The 18,595-nt window shown below is 65.8% G+C and carries 18 protein-coding genes; 11 read left to right on the forward strand and 7 right to left on the reverse strand.

Translation table 11 applies throughout. From position 1 onward, the window contains the following. Nucleotides 1-8 precede the first annotated feature (8 nt). Complete coding sequence (locus tag BMX36_RS06770; protein WP_093064092.1) at nucleotides 9-2,510, reverse strand: TonB-dependent receptor; 2,502 nt, start codon at nucleotides 2,508-2,510, stop codon at nucleotides 9-11. A gap of 213 nt (nucleotides 2,511-2,723) precedes the next feature. On the opposite strand from BMX36_RS06770, the gene BMX36_RS06775 reads away from it, so the two are divergent. Continuing rightward, nucleotides 2,724-3,194 (forward strand): Hsp20 family protein, encoded by a 471-nt coding sequence (locus BMX36_RS06775; RefSeq protein WP_066779785.1) that lies wholly within the window; start codon nucleotides 2,724-2,726, stop codon nucleotides 3,192-3,194. A gap of 129 nt (nucleotides 3,195-3,323) precedes the next feature. On the opposite strand, the gene BMX36_RS06780 is transcribed toward BMX36_RS06775, so the two are convergent. The 3 genes from BMX36_RS06780 to secG form a co-directional block, all read right to left on the reverse strand. After that, nucleotides 3,324-3,932 (reverse strand): NUDIX hydrolase, encoded by a 609-nt coding sequence (locus BMX36_RS06780; RefSeq protein ID WP_093064093.1) that lies wholly within the window; start codon nucleotides 3,930-3,932, stop codon nucleotides 3,324-3,326. Beyond that, nucleotides 3,925-5,559, reverse strand: coding sequence for a CTP synthase (locus BMX36_RS06785; RefSeq protein WP_093064094.1), 1,635 nt, complete (start codon nucleotides 5,557-5,559; stop codon nucleotides 3,925-3,927). Before BMX36_RS06785 ends, BMX36_RS06780 begins: the two co-directional genes overlap by 8 nt. 86 nt (nucleotides 5,560-5,645) lie before the next feature. After that, entirely contained in the window at nucleotides 5,646-6,035 is a 390-nt protein-coding gene (gene secG, locus BMX36_RS06790; protein ID WP_093064095.1) for a preprotein translocase subunit SecG, read from the reverse strand. Between the two features lie 208 nt (nucleotides 6,036-6,243). On the opposite strand from secG, the gene BMX36_RS06795 reads away from it, so the two are divergent. The 8 genes from BMX36_RS06795 to eda all read left to right on the forward strand — a co-directional run bounded on the left by BMX36_RS06795 (nucleotide 6,244) and on the right by eda (nucleotide 13,833). Continuing rightward, entirely contained in the window at nucleotides 6,244-6,564 is a 321-nt protein-coding gene (locus tag BMX36_RS06795) for a MarR family transcriptional regulator (RefSeq protein ID WP_066779756.1), read from the forward strand. 28 nt (nucleotides 6,565-6,592) lie between these two features. After that, nucleotides 6,593-6,898, forward strand: a complete 306-nt coding sequence (locus BMX36_RS06800) for a hypothetical protein (RefSeq protein ID WP_093064096.1) — start codon at nucleotides 6,593-6,595, stop codon at nucleotides 6,896-6,898. Further along, complete coding sequence (gene argC, locus BMX36_RS06805) at nucleotides 6,895-7,812, forward strand: N-acetyl-gamma-glutamyl-phosphate reductase (protein WP_093064097.1); 918 nt, start codon at nucleotides 6,895-6,897, stop codon at nucleotides 7,810-7,812. The genes BMX36_RS06800 and argC overlap by 4 nt, the downstream gene beginning before the upstream one ends. Nucleotides 7,813-7,877: 65 nt before the next feature. After that, on the forward strand, nucleotides 7,878-9,341 hold the full coding sequence (gene zwf, locus BMX36_RS06810; RefSeq protein ID WP_093064098.1) for a glucose-6-phosphate dehydrogenase: 1,464 nt from the start codon (nucleotides 7,878-7,880) through the stop codon (nucleotides 9,339-9,341). 154 nt (nucleotides 9,342-9,495) lie between these two features. Beyond that, nucleotides 9,496-10,203 (forward strand): 6-phosphogluconolactonase, encoded by a 708-nt coding sequence (gene pgl / locus BMX36_RS06815; RefSeq protein ID WP_093064099.1) that lies wholly within the window; start codon nucleotides 9,496-9,498, stop codon nucleotides 10,201-10,203. 106 nt (nucleotides 10,204-10,309) lie between these two features. Then, the gene (gene edd / locus BMX36_RS06820) at nucleotides 10,310-12,127 is read left to right on the forward strand and encodes a phosphogluconate dehydratase (RefSeq protein ID WP_093064100.1); all 1,818 of its coding nucleotides are present in this window, start codon (nucleotides 10,310-10,312) and stop codon (nucleotides 12,125-12,127) included. 135 nt (nucleotides 12,128-12,262) lie between these two features. Continuing rightward, a complete protein-coding gene (glk, locus tag BMX36_RS06825) occupies nucleotides 12,263-13,231 on the forward strand; it encodes a glucokinase (protein WP_093064101.1) in 969 nt (322 codons plus the stop codon). Beyond that, nucleotides 13,228-13,833 (forward strand): bifunctional 4-hydroxy-2-oxoglutarate aldolase/2-dehydro-3-deoxy-phosphogluconate aldolase, encoded by a 606-nt coding sequence (eda, locus tag BMX36_RS06830; protein WP_093064102.1) that lies wholly within the window; start codon nucleotides 13,228-13,230, stop codon nucleotides 13,831-13,833. The genes glk and eda overlap by 4 nt, the downstream gene beginning before the upstream one ends. A 173-nt stretch (nucleotides 13,834-14,006) precedes the next feature. Here eda and rmuC read toward each other — a convergent pair whose 3' ends face one another. The 3 genes from rmuC to recR form a co-directional block, all read right to left on the reverse strand. Continuing rightward, the gene (rmuC, locus tag BMX36_RS06835) at nucleotides 14,007-15,386 is read right to left on the reverse strand and encodes a DNA recombination protein RmuC (protein ID WP_256210683.1); all 1,380 of its coding nucleotides are present in this window, start codon (nucleotides 15,384-15,386) and stop codon (nucleotides 14,007-14,009) included. Between the two features lie 62 nt (nucleotides 15,387-15,448). Beyond that, nucleotides 15,449-15,985 (reverse strand): peptide deformylase, encoded by a 537-nt coding sequence (gene def, locus BMX36_RS06840; protein WP_066774871.1) that lies wholly within the window; start codon nucleotides 15,983-15,985, stop codon nucleotides 15,449-15,451. 68 nt (nucleotides 15,986-16,053) lie between these two features. Beyond that, nucleotides 16,054-16,650: a recombination mediator RecR gene (recR, locus tag BMX36_RS06845; protein ID WP_066774875.1), complete on the reverse strand. Its 597-nt coding sequence runs from the start codon at nucleotides 16,648-16,650 to the stop codon at nucleotides 16,054-16,056. 56 nt (nucleotides 16,651-16,706) lie between these two features. On the opposite strand from recR, the gene fmt reads away from it, so the two are divergent. Next, entirely contained in the window at nucleotides 16,707-17,726 is a 1,020-nt protein-coding gene (fmt, locus tag BMX36_RS06850) for a methionyl-tRNA formyltransferase (protein ID WP_093064103.1), read from the forward strand. Beyond that, the gene (gene truA / locus BMX36_RS06855; protein ID WP_093064104.1) at nucleotides 17,723-18,466 is read left to right on the forward strand and encodes a tRNA pseudouridine(38-40) synthase TruA; all 744 of its coding nucleotides are present in this window, start codon (nucleotides 17,723-17,725) and stop codon (nucleotides 18,464-18,466) included. Before fmt ends, truA begins: the two co-directional genes overlap by 4 nt. Nucleotides 18,467-18,595 lie beyond the last annotated feature (129 nt).

Raw genomic sequence — 18,595 nt, forward strand, 5'->3', positions numbered from 1 at the left:
CGGCCGGATCAGAACCGTGCCGACAGCGTGATGCCATAGGTGCGCGGATCACCGGGCTGGCCCACGATCAGGCCGGTCGATCCCGATTGTGTCGCCAGCAGCTCGAAATAGTCTTCGTCAAAGGCGTTGCGCAGCCATGCGAAGACATTCAGCCCGTCATCGTTCTTGAAGCCCAGCCGGAAGTTCGACAGCGCATAGCCATCCACCCAGGTGTAGCGCGACGGCGACGGGTTGGACGAGAAGCGCGAACGATAGCTGCCGTCATAGCCGATATACACCTGCCCCGAGACGCCGCCGAGCTCGGTGGGAATGCCGTATTCAGCACCATAGCTGAACGCCCATTTCGACACGCCAGGCAGCACCTGGCCGGAAATGTCGCAAGACTGCGGGCTGATCCCGCCCGGCGTACCCGGCGCACTTGCCGCCTGCCCCGCCGCAGCGGTCGTGCCGCCCGACAGTTCCGGCGGGCACGGCGCATCCACGAAGCGGACGTATTTCGCGTCCGTATAGGCGCCATTGAGGTACAGGTTCAGGTTCTCGACCGGGCGGAACGCGCTGTCCACCTCCACGCCGCGCGTGCGCACCTTGCCGGCATTGGCCAGATAGCCGCGAAGTACGCCCACCTGCTGGTTGTTCACCGTGGCCTGATAATCATCGATCTCGGTCCAGAATGCCGCGATGTTCACCGTCGCGCGGCGATCCCAGAATTGGGTCTTCAGCCCCAGTTCGAAGTGATTCACAGTCTCCGGATCGATCGACTGAACCGCCAGGATCGGATTGTTGGCGCCGTCGAGCGGCAGGCCGGAAAGGTTGATGCCGCCTGACTTGTAGCTGTGCGCATAAGTGGCGTAATAATTGATATCCGGTGCGAATTCATAAGCGACGGTGATGTCGCCCGAGATATTCCAATTGTCGAACTCGGGACTGTAGCTTTGCGGAGCCAGCACGCCGCGCTGATCGTTGGTCAGCGTAGTACTGCCGCTGCCATTGGTAACGGTGGCAACGTAATCGCCCTCCTTCTTGTCGTAATTTACCCGGAGGCCCGGCGCGATCTCCAGCTTCTCCGTCGGTCGCCAGGTCAGCTTGCCGAATAGTGCCGCCGAGGTGTTCTTGAACCCGATCTCGTTGCGCGAGGTAAGCCCGTTCAACACCGCCGGGTTGCAGGCCGCCGCCGTGGCCGTCGCGCAGCCATTCGGGCCGAAGGGCGGGTTGCCGGGATTGAGCAGGAAGCGGCTCGCCGCCGGACCCTGCACCTGCAACCCCTGTGTATCCACCGTCTGGTAGAAGTAGAAGGCGCCGACGGTGTAATCCACTGCTCCCTTGGTGTCCGAGGCGAAGCGCAGCTCTTGCGTGAACTGACTCTGCTGCGACGGGTTGGCCGACACGGTCGTTATCGGAAGGCCAATGAAGTCTCGGTCGTTGGACGGATTCCAGTGCCAGAAGCGCCACGCCGTCACCGATGTCAGCGTTCCCGCGCCTAGGTTCCAGTTGGCCAGCGCTGATGCGCCTCCCAATTCCTGCTTCGCCTGAAGGTCGGTGTCCACGTCCGTTCGCCGGTCGAACGGATCGGTTGATGGCGGCGCATAACCGAAGGCTGCGGCGAGCGCCGCATATTGGCGCGAAAGCGGGCGCTGGGTGGCGCCGACGCGTGCATAATATTGCACACAGCAATTGGGGTTCTGCCGATTGTAGTCGGCATAGAGCGTCACATCGAAATTCGGCGCCGCCTGGAACAACATCTGGCCGCGCAGACTGATCTTGTCCTGGCTGTTCTGCCACTCGCGCTGCAGCGTGTTGTAGATCGTGCCGCGACGGGTGGTGAGCGAACCAGAAACACGCGCGGCGACCACATCGTCCACCAACGGCCCGGATAGCGAGAACTTGCCCTGGAAGAACTCGTAATTGCCCCCTGTCACTTCCGCGCGCGCTTCCGTCTCGAAGCTTGGCTTGCGCGTGGTGATGTTGATCGCGCCGGCCGTCGTGTTCTTGCCGTACAGCGTGCCCTGCGGACCGCGCAGGATCTCGATCCGCTCCGTGTCGGTAAAGTCGAACGTCGCCGAGGCGATGCGGCTGTAATAGACTTGGTCGACATAGATGCCGACGCCTTGTTCGATCCCGTCGTTGGTCAGGCCGAACGGCGCGCCCAGACCGCGCACGTTGGCGGCGGAATTGCGCGGGTTGGTGGAATAGAATTGCAGGGAGGGCTGAAGCTGCGTCAGGCGGTTGACGTTGTACGCGCCCGTTTCCGCCAATGCGGTGCCGCCGATGACGGACATGGCGATCGGCACGTCTTGCACGGTTTCTGCCCTGCGCCGGGCCGTTACGACGATATCGCCTCCGGCCTGTTGCGCCGGCCCCAATCGGCCAATCTCGTCGGCAGGCTCCCCATTCTGCCCGTCGGGCGCCTGGCTGGCCGGATCGGCTGGCACTCCGCTTGGTGATTGGACCGGCTGATCGCCAGCTGGCGCCACCGCGGCCTGAGCGAGAATGAAGGCAAGCGTTATCGACATGATCCACCCCTATTTAGATCATGCACCTTCTCCCATCGATTAAGTAGGTAATCAATACTCCATCAGCTTAGGGGATTTTGATTCGGGCCTCTTGAAAAGTCACTTGACCGCACCAGATTTCTTTGCGTGCGGCGCCGCGTACGGGCCGCACAGCCGGTGACGTGGCACTATGCACGCCGCCGCTTTTCAACTCGCTCACTGGAGGAATTGAAGATGCGTCTGGATCTCACCCCCTATCGCCGTTCGACCATCGGCTTCGATCGCCTGTTCGACCTCATCGAGGCGAATAGCCGTTCGTCGACCGAGAACTATCCGCCCTTCAATCTCGAGCGTCTGGCCGAGGATCGCTACCGCATCACGCTTGCCGTGGCGGGCTTCTCGCGCGACGAGATCGAGATCACTGCGCAGCAGAACCTTCTGCTTGTCGCGGGCAAGAAGGACGACAAGGCGACCGGCCCGAACTTCCTGCATGTCGGCATTGCGACCCGCAGCTTTGAGCGCCGTTTCGAACTCGCTGATTTCGTGTTCGTTGAGGATGCCCGGCTGAACGACGGTCTGCTCGTGATCGATCTGGTACGCGAAGTGCCTGAGGCGATGAAGCCGAAGAGCATCTCGATCAAGTCCGGCCAGAAGCCGACCGTGGTCGAGGACAAGCGTGACGAGAACGAGGCACAAGCCGCCTAACTGCTCGGCGCCTCTTTGCTCCCTTTCGAGGCGTCGTGGGGCGTCCGGGCCAGTGGCCCGGGCGCCTTCATTTTAGAAGCGAAAGTTGCCCCGGACGCACCTACCAGGGGCATGATCCTGGAGCCGGCTTCACTTGCCCCGGTCAGATAACGTCGTGGCTGATGCGCCGCTCGCGCTCCACTCGTCCGGCATCGCCATGGCAAGCGCGGCGACGTGCATCGCCTGAACGATGCCGCCCGTTCGGGCGATCGCCATAGCCTCTTTCACGGGAAGCGCGATCAGGCGCAGCCGCTCGGTCGGCTCGTCCTTGGGCTTCGCCAGCTGCCGAACGCCCCTGGCGAGCAGGGCGTAGCAGCGGTTGGACTGATTGGCCGGGTTCGGCGCCAGCGTTGCGACAAGCGTCCACTCGCCGCCACCATAGCCCGTTTCCTCCAGCAGCTCGCGCTGCCCGGCGGCGATCGGGTCGGCATCGTCGGGATCGACGGCACCGGTCGGCAGCTCGCGACTCGTGATGCCCCAGCCATGCCGATACTGGTCGACCAGCAGCAGCCGATCGTCTTCATCGACGGCGATCACGATCGCCCAGTCGGGATGTTCGGTGACGAAGAAGGGCGCAATCCGCACGCCCTCTTCCGTCACGCAATCGTCCGCGCGCACCCGCAGCCACGGATCATCGATCACGCGCCGGGAGGATTCGACCCGCCAGGGCGGCAGGTCGCCCTCCGATGGCTCAGACAAGCCGGCTCTGCTTGACGGCGGCGCCGATGAAGCTGGCGAACAGCGGGTGCGGATCGAACGGCTTGGACTTCAGTTCGGGGTGAAACTGTACGCCGACGAACCACGGGTGATCGGGCCGCTCCACGATTTCCGGCAGCGTTCCGTCGGGTGACATGCCCGAGAAGACGAGCCCGCCCTTCTCCAGCGCTTCCTTGTACCCGGTATTCACTTCGTAGCGGTGACGGTGACGTTCATGGATCGTCGTGTCGCCATAGATCGAGGCAACCACGCTGTTGCCGTCCAGCTTAGCCTCATAGGCGCCAAGCCGCATGGTCCCGCCCAGATCGCCTTCCGCCTCGCGCTTCTCCAGCCCGTCGCGACCCATCCATTCGGTGATCAGGCCGACAACCGGCTCCGGCGTGGGGCCGAACTCGGTCGACGAGGCGTTCTCGATGCCAGCGAGATCACGCGCACCCTCGACGCACGCCATCTGCATACCAAAGCAGATGCCGAAATAGGGGATCTCCCGCTCACGCGCGAAACGGACGCTGGCGATCTTGCCTTCCGCGCCCCGCTCGCCGAACGCACCCGGTACCAGGATTGCGTCGCACGGTTCGAGCTGCGCCGCGATCTCCGCATCGTCATTCTCGAACAGCTCGGCGTCGATCCAGCGGATGTTGACCTTCACCTTGTTGGCGATGCCGCCATGGACCAGCGCTTCGTTGAGCGACTTGTAGGCGTCCTGCAGGCCGACATATTTGCCCACCACGCCGACCGTCACTTCACCTTCCGGATTGGTCAGGCGATCGACGATCTGCTCCCAGCGGGTGAGATCCGGCGGCGAGGACGGAGTGATTCCGAATGCGCGCAGCACTTCCGAATCGAGCCCCTCGCCATGATATTGCAGCGGCACGGCATAGATGCTCTTCGCATCCAGCGCGGGGATGACCGCGGTCTCGGGCACGTTGCAGAACAGCGCGATCTTGGCGCGTTCGGACGGCGGAAGCGGCTGTTCGCAGCGGCAGACGAGAACGTCAGGCTGCACGCCCAGCGCCGCCAGCTCGCGCACGGAATGCTGCGTCGGCTTGGTCTTCAGCTCGCCCGCAGCGGCGATATAGGGCACCAGCGTCACGTGCACGCTGATCGCATTGCCGCGGCCGACTTCGTTCTTCAGCTGCCGGATCGCTTCGATAAAGGGCAGCGATTCGATGTCGCCCACCGTTCCGCCGATCTCGCACAGCACGAAATCCAGGTCGTCGGTCTGGTCCCGGGCGAATGCCTTGATGGCGTCCGTCACGTGCGGGATCACCTGCACCGTCGCGCCCAGATAATCGCCGCGCCGTTCGCGCTGAATGATCTGCTGGTAGATCCAGCCCGACGTGACATTGTCGCTCTGCCGCGCCGCGACGCCGGTGAAGCGTTCATAATGGCCCAGGTCGAGATCCGTCTCCGCCCCGTCGTCGGTCACATAGACTTCGCCATGCTGGTACGGGCTCATCGTGCCCGGATCGACGTTCAGATAAGGATCGAACTTGCGGATTCGCACGCGATATCCGCGTGCTTGCAGGAGAGCCGCGAGGCTCGCCGCCATGAGACCCTTGCCAAGCGAGGAGACCACGCCGCCGGTGATGAAAATGAACCGCGCCATGGGAATATCGGATTACCCTCGAACAAGCATGATAGACAAGCGCCCGCGTACACGCGGGCGCAACGAAACCGGCGAACCGGAGTGAATTAACGGGCGAGCGGAACGCCGTTGTCGGCCGGCGCGGTCTGGTTCGCCGCTGCTGCAGCTGCCGCCGCCTCCGCACCGGAAAGTGCCGCGTCATCGGCCTGCGGCTGCGGCGCCGTCTGGCTCACCGGCGCCGTCCGCTCCAGCGAGGTGTCGACATTGGTGCCCCCGCGCGTCGCCGCCAACACGGCCAGCGCGATCGACAGGACAACGAAGAGTCCGGCAAGCACGGAAGTCGCGCGCGTCAGGAAATCGGCGGCGCCGCGGGCCGACATCAGGCCAGAAGGGCTGCCGCTGCTGGTCAGGCCGCCGCCTTCCGACCGCTGCATCAGGATCACCGTAACGAGTGCGGCTGCGATGATCGCCTGAACGACGAGAAGGAAGGTGAACATGCTGGACCCGATATGATGCCGACCCTGCCGGCGGATGCGCGCACATAGGGCGCAGCGGCCCGGCGATCAACCATTGGTCGATTTCGTGACAGTACTGAAACCAGCCGGGCAGGTGGACGTTATCTGACGCGAATGGCACGCATCAGCGGCCGTGTTTTCCGGATGACGCATCGTGGCAAGCTTGGCGAATTCCGATCTGAGTTCATGGATGAACACCCTGGTGGACTATGTCCGCTCGGGGGAGCCAGATCTCACCAATCGGCAAATGGCATTGTTGCTGGTGGTTTATCTGAAACCGGGGCCCCATACGGTGCGCGGCCTGGCCCGCATATTGAACGTTTCCAAGCCGGTCGTGACACGCGCCTTGAACAGACTTGGTGCGCTCGGCTATCTGCGCCGCCAACGCGATGATAGCGACAAGCGCAACATCTTCGTCGCGCGCACTTCCGAAGGGGCAAATTTTCTTGAGGAGTTCGGCCAGTTTCTCGGCGACGGCGACCAGCCCGTCCCCGCTCGTGCCACCGCATAAGACGTTCGCGCTTGTCGGAAGATCGCGCGTGCTTGATCCAACGCGTCATGCGGTACGCGGCGACCTAGCAGACGTCCGCCTCGCCGATCAGGTATTCGCGCCGCATTACGCCGCCCCCCTGTCCCGCACCGTTGCGGCTGCCGCGCCCATGCACGCGACCCGCGCTGCCAATTCAGACGTATTGGCAACCCTGTCACCCGGCGACTTGTTCGAGCTTCTGGATGTCACAGGCGAGCTGGCCTGGGGCGTCGCGCCGGCAACAGGCCTGGTCGGTTACGTCCGGGCAGACGCGCTTCGTGTTGATGGCACCGCGAAGCTCGGAGACAAGGCATGACGGCCGGCATCTTCATCGATGGCGCGGCGGGCACCACCGGGCTGGAGATTCGCGAGCGGCTGGAACAGCGCACGGACCTGACGTTGGTGACGCTGCCAGAAGAGAAAAGGAAGGACGCCGGCGCTCGGCGCGACGCTATCAACGCTGCCGACGTCGTCATTCTCTGCCTTCCCGATGATGCCGCGCGTGAGGCCGTGGCGCTGATCGACAATCCCGAGACCCGCGTGATCGATGCGTCGAGCGCGTTCCGCGTCGCGGATGGCTGGACCTATGGCTTTCCCGAACTCGGCTTCGACGTCGCAGGGGCCGCGCGCGTGTCGAACCCGGGCTGCTATCCCACGGGCTTTCTGGCGCTGGTGGCACCGCTTGTTCGCGCCGGCGTGCTGCCCGCCGACTGGCCCTTCACCGTCAATGCCGTGTCCGGCTACTCCGGTGGCGGCAAGGCGCTGATCGCCCGATTTGACGAGCAGCCTGATCTTGCCTTCCGCGGATATGGCTATTCGCTGGGCCACAAGCATGTGCCGGAAATGCAGCGCCACGCCGGATTGGTTCACCCGCCCCTGTTCGCGCCATCCGTCACTCGGGCGTTCCGCGGCATGATCGTTGAGGTGCCCGTTCCGCTCGCCGCCGTGCCGACCGCGCCCACGCGCGCGGCGATGCTGGACGTGCTGCACGCCACGTTCGATACGGCACCCTTGGTCACCGTTCACGATGACCAGCCGGACGAACTGATCATGAGCGCCCACGCCGCGCCCAACGATCGCCTCGACCTGTGGGTCTTTGCCGATCCCGATGGCCGCCAGGCGCGTCTGGTTGCGATGCTGGACAATCTCGGCAAGGGCGCGTCCGGGGCTGCGGTGCAGAACCTGAACCTGATGATCGGCGCCGATCCACTCGCCGGTCTGGTCTACTGACCGGGCAAACGACGTGATCCGCCGGCTTCGATAGCCGCAGCGACAAGCCAGAAGGAGGAGCCCCCATGCAGCGCAATCCCGTGGGCAAATTACTGTTGTTCGGCGCGACGGGCGATCTGGCCCAGCGCATGTTGCTGCCGTCGCTCTACGGGCTTCATGCCGACAAGCTGCTGCCGGACGGACTGACCATCACTGGCACCGCCCGGTCCGACCATGACGACGAGAGCTTTCGTGCCTTCGCGAAGGATGCGCTGGAAGAGTTTCTTCCCAAGGACCGCAAGGATCCGGATGCGATCCAGTCCTTCCTGGCACGCCTTCAATACCAGGCGCTCGATGCGACTACGCTGGAAGGCTATGACGCGCTCGCCGCGAAGGTCGGGGATGTCTCCGGCGGGCTGGCTATCTTCCTCTCCACCGCGCCGTCGCTGTTCGAACAGGTGATCCGCGGGTTGGAAAGTGCGGGTCTCGCCGGTGAGACGGTGCGCATCGGGCTGGAAAAGCCGCTCGGCTACGATCTCGCCTCCAGCCGCGAGATCAACGATTGTGTCGCCACCGCCTTTCCGGAAGACCGTACTTTCCGCATCGATCACTATCTCGGCAAGGAGACGGTGCAGAACATTCTCGCGCTGCGCTTCGGCAACTCCTTCTTCGAGCCGGTGTGGAATGCGCAGGGGATCGACAATGTCCAGATCACCGTCAGCGAGACGGTCGGGCTGGAGGATCGCGCAGGCTATTACGATGGGGCGGGCGCGCTCCGCGACATGGTGGCAAACCATATCCTGCAGCTCGTCGCGCTGATCGCGATGGAGCCGCCGGCGCGCTATGACGTGACCGAGATCCGCGACGAGAAGGCCAAGGTTTTCCGCTCGCTGCGGCAGCTGAAGCCGGAGGAAGTGCCGCAGAACAGCGTGATCGGTCAATATGTCGGCGGCGCGGTGAAGGGTGAGATCGTCAAGGGCTATGACGAGGAGCTCGGCAAGGATTCGAACACCGAAACCTTCGTGGCGCTGAAGGCGCATGTCGATAATTGGCGCTGGCAGGGCGTGCCCTTCTACCTGCGCACCGGCAAGCGGATGCCGACCCGTCGCAGCGAGATCGCGATCCAGTTCAAGCCGGTGCCGCACTCCATGTTCTCGGGGCGCGGCGGATTGCTGCAGCCCAACATGCTGGTGATCCGCCTCCAGCCCGAGGAATATATCCAGCTGCTGGTGATGGCGAAGGAGCCGGGCCTTGATCGTGAGGGCATACGCCTGCGCGAAGTGCCGCTGAACCTCAGCCTGGACGCCGAATTTGCCGGCAAGCGCCGCCGCATCGCCTATGAGCGCCTGCTGCTGGACCTTATCGAGGGCGATCAGACGTTGTTCGTCCGCCGCGATGAGGTGGAGGCGCAATGGACCTGGATCGACGCCATCCGCGAAGGCTGGAAGGCGAACGATATGAAGCCGAAGCATTACAGCGCCGGCACCTGGGGTCCGGCCGCCTCGATCGCGTTGACCGAGCGCGATGGCGTGACCTGGCAGGACGATTGATGGTCTCCCTCTCCCCGCTGGCGGGGAGAGGGTGGCCGACCCCGGCGAAAGCCGGGGGAGGTCGGGAGAGGAGCAGTGTCGGAGCGCGACGCTCGTAACTGCCCCTCTCCCCGACCCTCTCCCCGCAAGCGGGCAGAGGGAGAAAGGAAATGGAATGAGCGACGAAATCGAGTGGTGGGAATATGATGACGCGGCGGAAATGGCGGAGGCTGTCGCCGGCGATGTGCAGTTCATCATCGAAAGCGCGATTGATGCGCGCGGCGCTGCGGTTATCGCACTGCCGGGCGGCAAGACCCCTGTGCCAATCTATCAGAAGCTCGCCGGCGCGAAGCTTGACTGGAAGCGCGTGACGATCCTGCCGACCGATGAGCGCGTCGTGCCGCTCGGCGATCCGCTCAGCAACGTCACGATGATCGGCAAGACCTTCATTCCCAAGGGCGCGCGCGTCATCCCGATCGTCCCGCAGGCGACCGCCGACTATAAGGCTGCCGGCCGCTCGGCGGACGCGCTGATGCAGGACCTGCACTGGCCGCTCGACCTCTGCTTGCTCGGTGTCGGTGGCGACGGCCATACCGCATCGATCTTCCCCGGCCCGGACTTCGACGAGGCGCTGAACGGCCCACGCGAACGCCGCGCGCTCGGCGTCATGCCGGAGCCGCTGCCAGAGGAAGCGCCCGTCCCCCGCGTCACGCTGTCGCGCGCCGGCATCATCTCGGCCAAGGCGCTGATGATCGCCGTCACCGGCGCGAAGAAGCGCAAGGTGCTGGAAGATGCCATCGCCCAGGGTGCCGGATCGCCATATCCGATCGGCCGCGTGCTGGCCGACGCCGAATTGCCGGTGGATATTCACTGGGCGGAGTGACCTAGCCGATCTGTGTCTTCCCTCCCCGTTCGGGCTGAGCCTGTCGAAGCCCGTGTCCGGAACACGCCCTTCGACAAGCTCAGGGCGAACGGAGTAGAGTATCCTTATGCCGTTGCACTCTGTCGTCTCCGCCGTCACCGATCGCGTCATCGCTCGCTCGCGCGAGGGCCGCACGCGCTACCTCGACCTGCTAACCCGGGAGCGGGACCAGTGGATCGGCCGCCCGATGCTCGGCTGCGCGAACCTTGCGCACGCTTATGCCGGCACGGAGGAGGACCGCCCTGCGATGAAGGCAGGCGGCGGCATGAACATCGGCATCGTCACGGCCTATAACGACATGCTCTCCGCCCATGCGGTCTATTACCGTTACCCTGAACAGATGAAGGTCTGGGCGCGCGAGGTCGGCGCGACCGCGCAGGTCGCTGGCGGCGTGCCGGCGATGTGCGACGGCGTGACGCAAGGCTATGCGGGAATGGAGCTGTCGCTGTTCAGTCGCGACACGATCGCCCTCTCCACTGCCATCGCGCTCAGCCACGGCACGTTTGAAGGCGCTTTGCTGCTCGGCATCTGCGACAAGATCGTTCCCGGCCTCCTCATGGGGGCGCTCCGCTTCGGCCACCTCCCCATGCTGCTGGTGCCTGGCGGCCCGATGCCTTCGGGCCTGTCGAACAAGGCCAAGGCCGCCGTGCGCGAGCGCTACGCCACCGGCGACGCGGACCGGGAGGAGCTGCTCGACAGCGAGATCGCCGCCTATCACACGCAGGGCACCTGCACCTTCTTTGGCACCGCCAATACCAACCAGATGATGATGGAGGTGATGGGGCTCCACGTTCCCAACGCCGCCTTCGTCAATCCGGGTACGAAGCTGCGCCAGGCACTGACCCGCGCCGCCGTTCACCGCGTCGCCGAGCTTGGCTGGCGCGGTAACGACTATCGCCCGATCGGCCATTGCGTCGACGAGCGCGCGATCGTGAACGCGGCCGTCGGCTTGCTCGCGACCGGCGGCTCGACCAACCATTTGCTTCACCTCCCCGCCATCGCCCGCGCCGCTGGGATCATCATCGACTGGGAGGATCTCGATCGCCTCTCCAGCGCCGTGCCGCTCATCGCGCGTGTCTATCCCAATGGCGCCGCCGACGTGAACGGCTTTGAGGAAGCAGGCGGCATGGCGTTCGTCATCCGCGAGTTGATCGCGAGCGGGCACCTCCATGGCGACATCCTCACCGCCGGCAGCCAGTCGCTCACCGATGCCTCGGCGAAGCCGACACTTGATGGCGACGCCCTCGTCTGGCGCGATCCCGGCCCGAGCGGCGACGACACGATCCTGCGCACTCCCGCTGATCCCTTCTCGCCCGATGGCGGCATGCGCATCCTCGCCGGCAACATCGGCCGCGCCTGCATCAAGGTTTCGGCGGTGGAGCAGGACCGCTGGATCGTGGAGGCTCCTGCCGCGGTCTTCTCCGACCAGGCAGAGGTGCTTGCGGCATTCCAGGCTGGTGAACTCGATCGCGACGTGGTCGTCGTGGTCCGCTTCCAGGGCCCGCGTGCCAACGGCATGCCGGAACTGCACAAGCTCACCCCGCCGCTCGGCGTGCTGCAGAACAAGGGCTTTCGCGTTGCGCTCGTCACTGACGGCCGCATGTCCGGCGCGTCGGGCAAGGTGCCGGCGGCGATCCACGTCTCGCCCGAGGCGCTCGGTGGCGGGCCGATCGGCCTGATCCGCGACGGCGACCTCATCCGCGTCGATGCGGAGGCCGGCACGCTGGAGGCACTGGTCGACGCGGCTGTATGGGCCGCACGCGCACCCGCCGACGCACCGCCACCCGCCGACGGCTTCGGCCGCGAGCTGTTCGGCATGTTCCGCGGACTCGCCGACGAGGCGGAACGCGGCGCAAGCGCGGTGCTGGCAGGCGCTGGATTGTAGAGAAGCGAACGCCCTCTCCCCTGCCGGGGGGAGGACAGGGAGAGGGGCAGTCAAAAGCCTCTGAACGCATGGGCCGGATGCGAGGGGCTGCCCCTCTCCCCGGCCCTCTCCCCTGATGGGGAGGGGGAGTAGAAGATGGAAGTCGTATCAGTAGACATCGGCGGCACGCACGCCCGCTTTGCCATTGCGGAGGTCGAGAACGGCCGCGTCGTCTCGCTCGGCGAGCCGGTCACGCTCAAGACGGCCGAGCATGCCAGCCTGCAAACCGCGTGGCAGGCGTTCGAGAAGAAGCTCGATCGACCCGTTCCTAAGGCGGCTGCCATCGCGGTCGCCTCGCCGATCACCGGCGATGTCATCCGCTTGACCAACAATCCCTGGGTGATCCGCCCGTCGCTCATTCCCGAGCGGCTGGGGGCCGAGACTTACACGATCATCAACGACTTCGGCGCCATCGGCCACGCCGTCGCACAATTGCCGGAGAGCGATTTTGACCATCTCTGCGGTCCGGACACGCCAATCCCGGCAAAGGGCGTGACCACCATTTGTGGTCCCGGCACCGGGCTCGGCGTCGCTCAGGTGTTGAAGACCAACGGCAGCTATCACGTCCTCCCCACGGAGGGCGGGCACGTCGATTACGCCCCGCTCGATCCCATCGAAGACGCAATCCTGAAGCGCCTCCGCCGCACCTTCACGCGCGTCTCGACGGAGCGGATCTGCGCTGGCCCGGGGATCGTCGCCATCTATGAAACGCTGGCCGAGATGGAGGGCCGCTCGGTTCCGACCCGCGAGGACAAGGCGATCTGGACCGAGGCGCTGGAGGGCACGGACTCGATCGCGCTCGCCGCGCTCGATCGCTTCTGCCTCGCGCTTGGCGCGACCGCCGGCGATCTCGCGCTGGCGCATGGCGCCAATGGCGTGGTGATCGCCGGTGGTCTCGGACTGCGCATCAAGGACAAGCTGATCCGTTCCGGCTTCGACCAGCGCTTCGTCGCCAAGGGCCGTTTCCAGTCGATGATGGCCGGCATTCCGGTCAAGCTCATCACCCACCCGCAGCCGGGCCTCTTCGGCGCCGCCGCTGCCTTCGCCCAGGAGCATACGGCATGACCACCATTGCCGATATCATGCGGACCAGCCCGGTCATCCCCGTACTCGTCATCGATGACGTGGCCAGCGCCCGCCCGATGGCGGAGGCGTTGGTCGCCGGCGGGCTGCGTGTTCTTGAAGTCACCCTGCGCACCCCTGCCGCCCTCGACGCCATCCGCGAGATGAAAAAGGTTTCGGGCGCGATCGTTGGCGCGGGCACGGTCGTCTCCGGCGAGCAGTTCAGTCAGGTCATGGACGCGGGCGCCGAGTTCATCGTGTCGCCCGGCCTTACGGAGCGACTGGCCGAGCCCATCATCGCCAGCGGCGTACCCTTCCTTCCCGGTGTCGCCACGGCGGGCGACATCATGCGCGGCCTTGATCTGGGGCTCACCCACTTCAAGTTCTTCCCCGCCGAAACCTCCGGCGGGCTGAAGGCGCTGAAGGCGCTCGCCGCGCCCTTCCACCAATGCCGCTTCTGCCCCACTGGCGGGATCACCGAGGCAAGCGCGCCCGATTGGCTGGCCTTCGCACCGGTGCTGTGCGTCGGCGGGAGCTGGGTCGCGGGCGGTACGCCGACAGAGATCGAGGCAAAGGCGCGAGCAGCGGCGGCGCTGCGGGCGTAAGAAGTTCTACGTCGTCCCGGCGCGAGGCCGGGACGACAAGGTGATCAAAGCAACGTCAATCAAATACGTCCTGCCGGGCTGGTCCTGGCGTCCGGTCTTCCGAATAATCAAAGGTCTGAAAGACAAAGACTCTGAATGCCGGGACGAGCCCGGCATGACGTAGCGCCAAAAGCCTACTCCGCCGCCTCGCTCGTGATCAGCTTGGTCAGCGGCCGCGCGCCTTGTTCGCTCACCGGCGGCGCCTCGATGCTCTTGCCCGCCGTGTCGATCTTCAGCGCCTCGAAGCGCCGAGCCTGCGTCAGCACCTGCGATTCCAGGCTGCCGACGAACTGGTTGTACGCGCCCATCGCCGTGTCGAGGTTCTTGCCGAGTTTCGCGACATGCCCGCCCATCACCGACAGGCGCGCATACAGATCCTTGCCGAGCTGCGCGATCTCACGTGCCTGTTCCGCCAGCAGTTCCTGCCGCCACACCGCCGCCACCGTGCGGGCGATCGCGATCAGGTTGGTCGGCGTGGCCAGCAGCACTCGCCGCTCGAAGGCATAATCCCAAAGGCCCGCATCATGCTCCAGCGCGGCGGAGAGGAAATGCTCGCCCGGCACGAACATGATCACATAATCGGGCGCATCGTCGAACTGGCTCCAGTAATTCTTGGCGCCCAGCCCGTTGACGTGCGCGCGCATCGCCGCGGCATGCGCCGTCAGCCCCGCTACGCGCTCGGCCTCATCCACTGCGCCGAACGCATCCTGATAAGCGTTCAGCGAAACCTTGGCGTCGATCACCAGCGACTTGCCGCCTGGAATGCGCACGATCACGTCGGGCCGCAGCCGCCCGCCTTCGCCATCCGCCACCGACACTTCGGTCGCGAAATCGGCGTGTTCGGAAAGGCCGCAGCTTTCCAGCACGTTGCGCAACTGCTGCTCGCCCCAGCGGCCCCGCGCCTTGGGTGCATTGCGCAGCGCGTTGACCAGCTTGGCGGCCTCGCTGCGCACGCTCTCCTGGCCAACGCGCATTTGCTCGATCTGGCCGCGCAACTCGCCAAAGGCGTCGCGCCGCTCGGCCTCCACCTTCGCCACGCCATCCTCGTACTTCTGAAGCCGCTCGCTCACCGGCTGAAGCATCGCCCGCAGGTTCGCGCCTGCCACTTGCTCCGATTCGCGAAACCGCTCGTCCGCCCGTTGCAGGAAGCGGTCCTGCGCCTCGGCCAGCAGCTTCTGCCCCACCTGGCTGAACTGCGCAGCCAGCGCGTCTTTCGCCTCGCGCAGCTCGCTTAGCCGCGCATCGAAGCCGCGCGCCTCGGCCTCCAGTCGCGCGATATCCGCACGCGCAGCATCCCGATCGAAGCGAAGGTCGGACAGTTCCTGCCGCAAGCCATCGGCCGCCTTCGCCCTTTCCTCGGCGCCGGCCAGGTCGACGATCGCCTTCTTGAACTCATCGGCGCGCGCATCGCGCTCGGCCCGGATCGCCGCCATGCCTCGCTGCGCCAGCCACCAGCCGACCGCCAGCCCGAGCAGCAATGCGACCACGACGAACAATGCTGCAATCGGCTCCACGCTTCCTCCTCATGAGAACGAAGCGCGAACCTAACCCCCGCCGGCGTGCGGGGCAAGCATTGTCAGGCGGCGTTCTTGCGCGCCTTGGCCAGCTTCTTGAGCAGCATGTCGCGCTTCAGCCGAGTGATGTGGTCGATGAAGAGCACGCCGTTCAGGTGATCGATCTCATGCTGCATGCAGGTGGCGAGCAGACCGCTCATCTCCTCCTCATGCCGCTGTCCATCGAGATCCAGCCAGGCCACCCGGCAGCGCGCCGGGCGCTCCACCTCGGCATATTGCTCCGGGATCGACAGGCAGCCTTCCTGATAGCGCGACAGCTCGTCGGAAACCCACAGGATCTCCGGATTGACGTACGTCACGGGGTTGCGGACTGCCTCGGGCTTTTCCTCGTCCTCGGTCTCGCGTTCCTGCAGGTCGATCACCACCACTCGGCGGGCAACGCCCACCTGGATGGCGGCAAGGCCGATGCCGTGTGCGGCGTACATGGTTTCCGTCATGTCGGCGGAAAGCTGGCGGACCTCCGCGTCAATCGCGGCAACGGGCTCGCACATCAGGCGAAGGCGGGGATCGGGGATCTCGACAATGGGAAGAACGGCCATTGCGAGCAGATATTGGCACCTCCCCGCCGAATCAAGCGGCAGGCGACGGCCTGTCCTCCCCTCAGTTCTCAGGCGACAGGGCGGCGCGCGCGCAGCGCCTGCGCCAATGTTCCCTCGTCCAGGTAATCCAGCTCGCCACCGACCGGCAGGCCATGCGCCAGCTGCGTGATCCGCACCGGAAAGCGCTCCAGCCGCTCCACGATATAGTGCGCGGTGGTCTGCCCCTCCAGCGTCGCGTTCATCGCCAGGACCACTTCGTCCACGCCGCCGCCCTCAACGCGCTGCACCAGCCGATCGATCGACAGATCCTCCGGCCGCACGCCCTCCAGCGCCGACAACCGGCCGCCCAGCACGTGAAACCGGCCGGGAAAGAGCCGCGATCGATCCAGCGCCCACAGGTCCGCCACTTCCTCCACGACGCACAGCGATCGCGCATCGCGGCGCGGGTCGGTGCAGATCGCGCATGGATCGGTCGTGTCCACATTGCCGCAGGTCGAGCAGGTCGCCAGCCGCTCCTCCACCGCCTGCAGGGCGGCGAGCAGCGGCACCAGCGCGCCCTCGCGTTTCTTCATGAGGTGCAGCACCGCCCGCCGCGCCGAACGTGGGCCCAGGCCGGGCAGCCGCGCCAGCGCGCCCGTCAGCGCCTCGATCTCCTGCGATGCCATCGCGGGAACAGATAGGGGGTTGCGCCGGGCCGCGCCAGCGCGTTGAAGCGCGGCCCATGCGGATCGTCTTCATGGGAACGCCCGAGTTCGCGGTGCCGGCGCTCGACGCGCTCGCCGCTGCGGGGCATCAGATCGTCGCGGCTTACAGCCAGCCGCCCCGCCCAGGCGGCCGGCGCGGTCGTGCGCTGGTCCCCTCACCCGTGCATCAGCGCGCGGAAGCGCTGGGCATCGAAGTCCGCACGCCGGTGTCGCTGAAGAACGCCGAGGCGCAGGCGGCGTTCGCCGCACTGGACGCGGACGTGGCAGTGGTCGCCGCCTATGGCCTGATCCTTCCCCGCCCGATCCTGGATGCGCCGCGTCACGGCTGCCTCAACCTTCACGGCTCGCTCCTCCCGCGATGGCGCGGCGCCGCCCCGATCCAGCGTGCGATCCTTGCCGGCGATGCGGAGACCGGCGTCGGCATCATGCAGATGGAGGCAGGGCTGGATACCGGCCCCGTCCGGCTGGAAGGCCGCACGCCAATCGCCGGCAAGACCGCCGGTGAACTGACGGCCGAACTCGCCAGCTTGGGCGCCCGCCTGATGGTGGACGTGCTGGCCGATCTCGACAGCCACCCGCCGGTGCCGCAGCCCGATGAAGGCGTCACCTATGCGGCCAAGATCACCAAGGATGAGATGCGCCTCGATTTCGCGCAGGACGCCGCCGCGGCCGAGCGCCAGATCCGCGCCTTCAACCCGCCAGGCGCCTGGCTGGAGGTGAACGGCGAACGTCTGCGCATCCTCGCAGCCGAGGTACTTGCCGACTCACCCGTCCCCGTTCGGGCTGAACCTGTCAACGCCCATGGGGCCGAAGCGCGCCCCCTTCGACAGAGCTCAGGACAGGCTTCGACAAGCGCAGGGCGAACGGAACAGGAAGGCAGCACCCCGGTCGCGGGCACCGTTCTCGACGACCGCTTCACCATCGCCTGTGCCGCTGGCGTCATCCGCCCTGCCTATGTCCAGCGCGCGGGCCGCGGTGTCATGACGGTAGACGAGCTGCTGCGCGGCTTTCCCATCCCGCTCGGCACCCGCCTGTGACTCGCTTCGCGCTGACGGTGGAATTCGACGGCCGCCCCTTCATGGGCTGGCAGCGGCAGGATCACGGCCCCAGCGTCCAGCAGGCAATCGAGGACGCTGCTTTCGCCGTCACGGGAGAGCGCACAGCCGTTCATGCCGCCGGCCGCACCGATGCCGGCGTCCACGGCGCCGCGATGCGCGCGCATCTCGACATCGAAAAGCCGATTACCGCCTTCCGCCTTGGCGAGGCATTGAACGCGCGCCTGCGCCCTAATCCCGTCGCGATCCTCGCGTGCGAGGAGGTGCCGGGCGATTGGCACGCCCGCTTTTCCTGCCTGGGTCGCGCCTACGAATATCGCATCGTCAACCGCCGTGCCCCGCTCACCTGGGAAAAGGGCCTCGCCTGGCAGGTCGCCCAGCCGCTCGATGCCGCCGCCATGCATGAAGCCGCGCAGCTGCTGGTCGGCCGCCATGACTTCACCACCTTCCGCTCGGCCCATTGCCAATCGGCCAGCCCGCTGAAGTCGCTCGACGTTCTAAGCGTCGCAAGGTCCGGCGACCGCGTATCCGTCGTGGCGGAGGCAAGGTCGTTCCTCCACCATCAGGTCCGCTCGATGGTCGGCTGCCTCGCGTTGGTTGGTCTCGGCCGCTGGTCGATTGCCGACATGGCCGACGCCCTAGCCGCCGCCGACCGCACCCGCCTCGGCCTGAACGCCCCACCCGACGGCCTGTTCTTCATGCGCGCTCGCTACCCGGACTGAGCGACTCCCAACCGGCTTGAACAGTGAAAGCCGTTCGTACTGAGCTTGTCGAAGTACGTGTTCAAGGTGACTGCACTCAAGGCACGCCCTTCGACAAGCTCAGGGCGAACGGATAGAGAAGCTCAAAGC

Origin of the sequence: Sphingomonas sp. OV641, assembly GCF_900109205.1 — a bacterium.
Taxonomy (GTDB): Bacteria; Pseudomonadota; Alphaproteobacteria; order Sphingomonadales; family Sphingomonadaceae; genus Sphingomonas.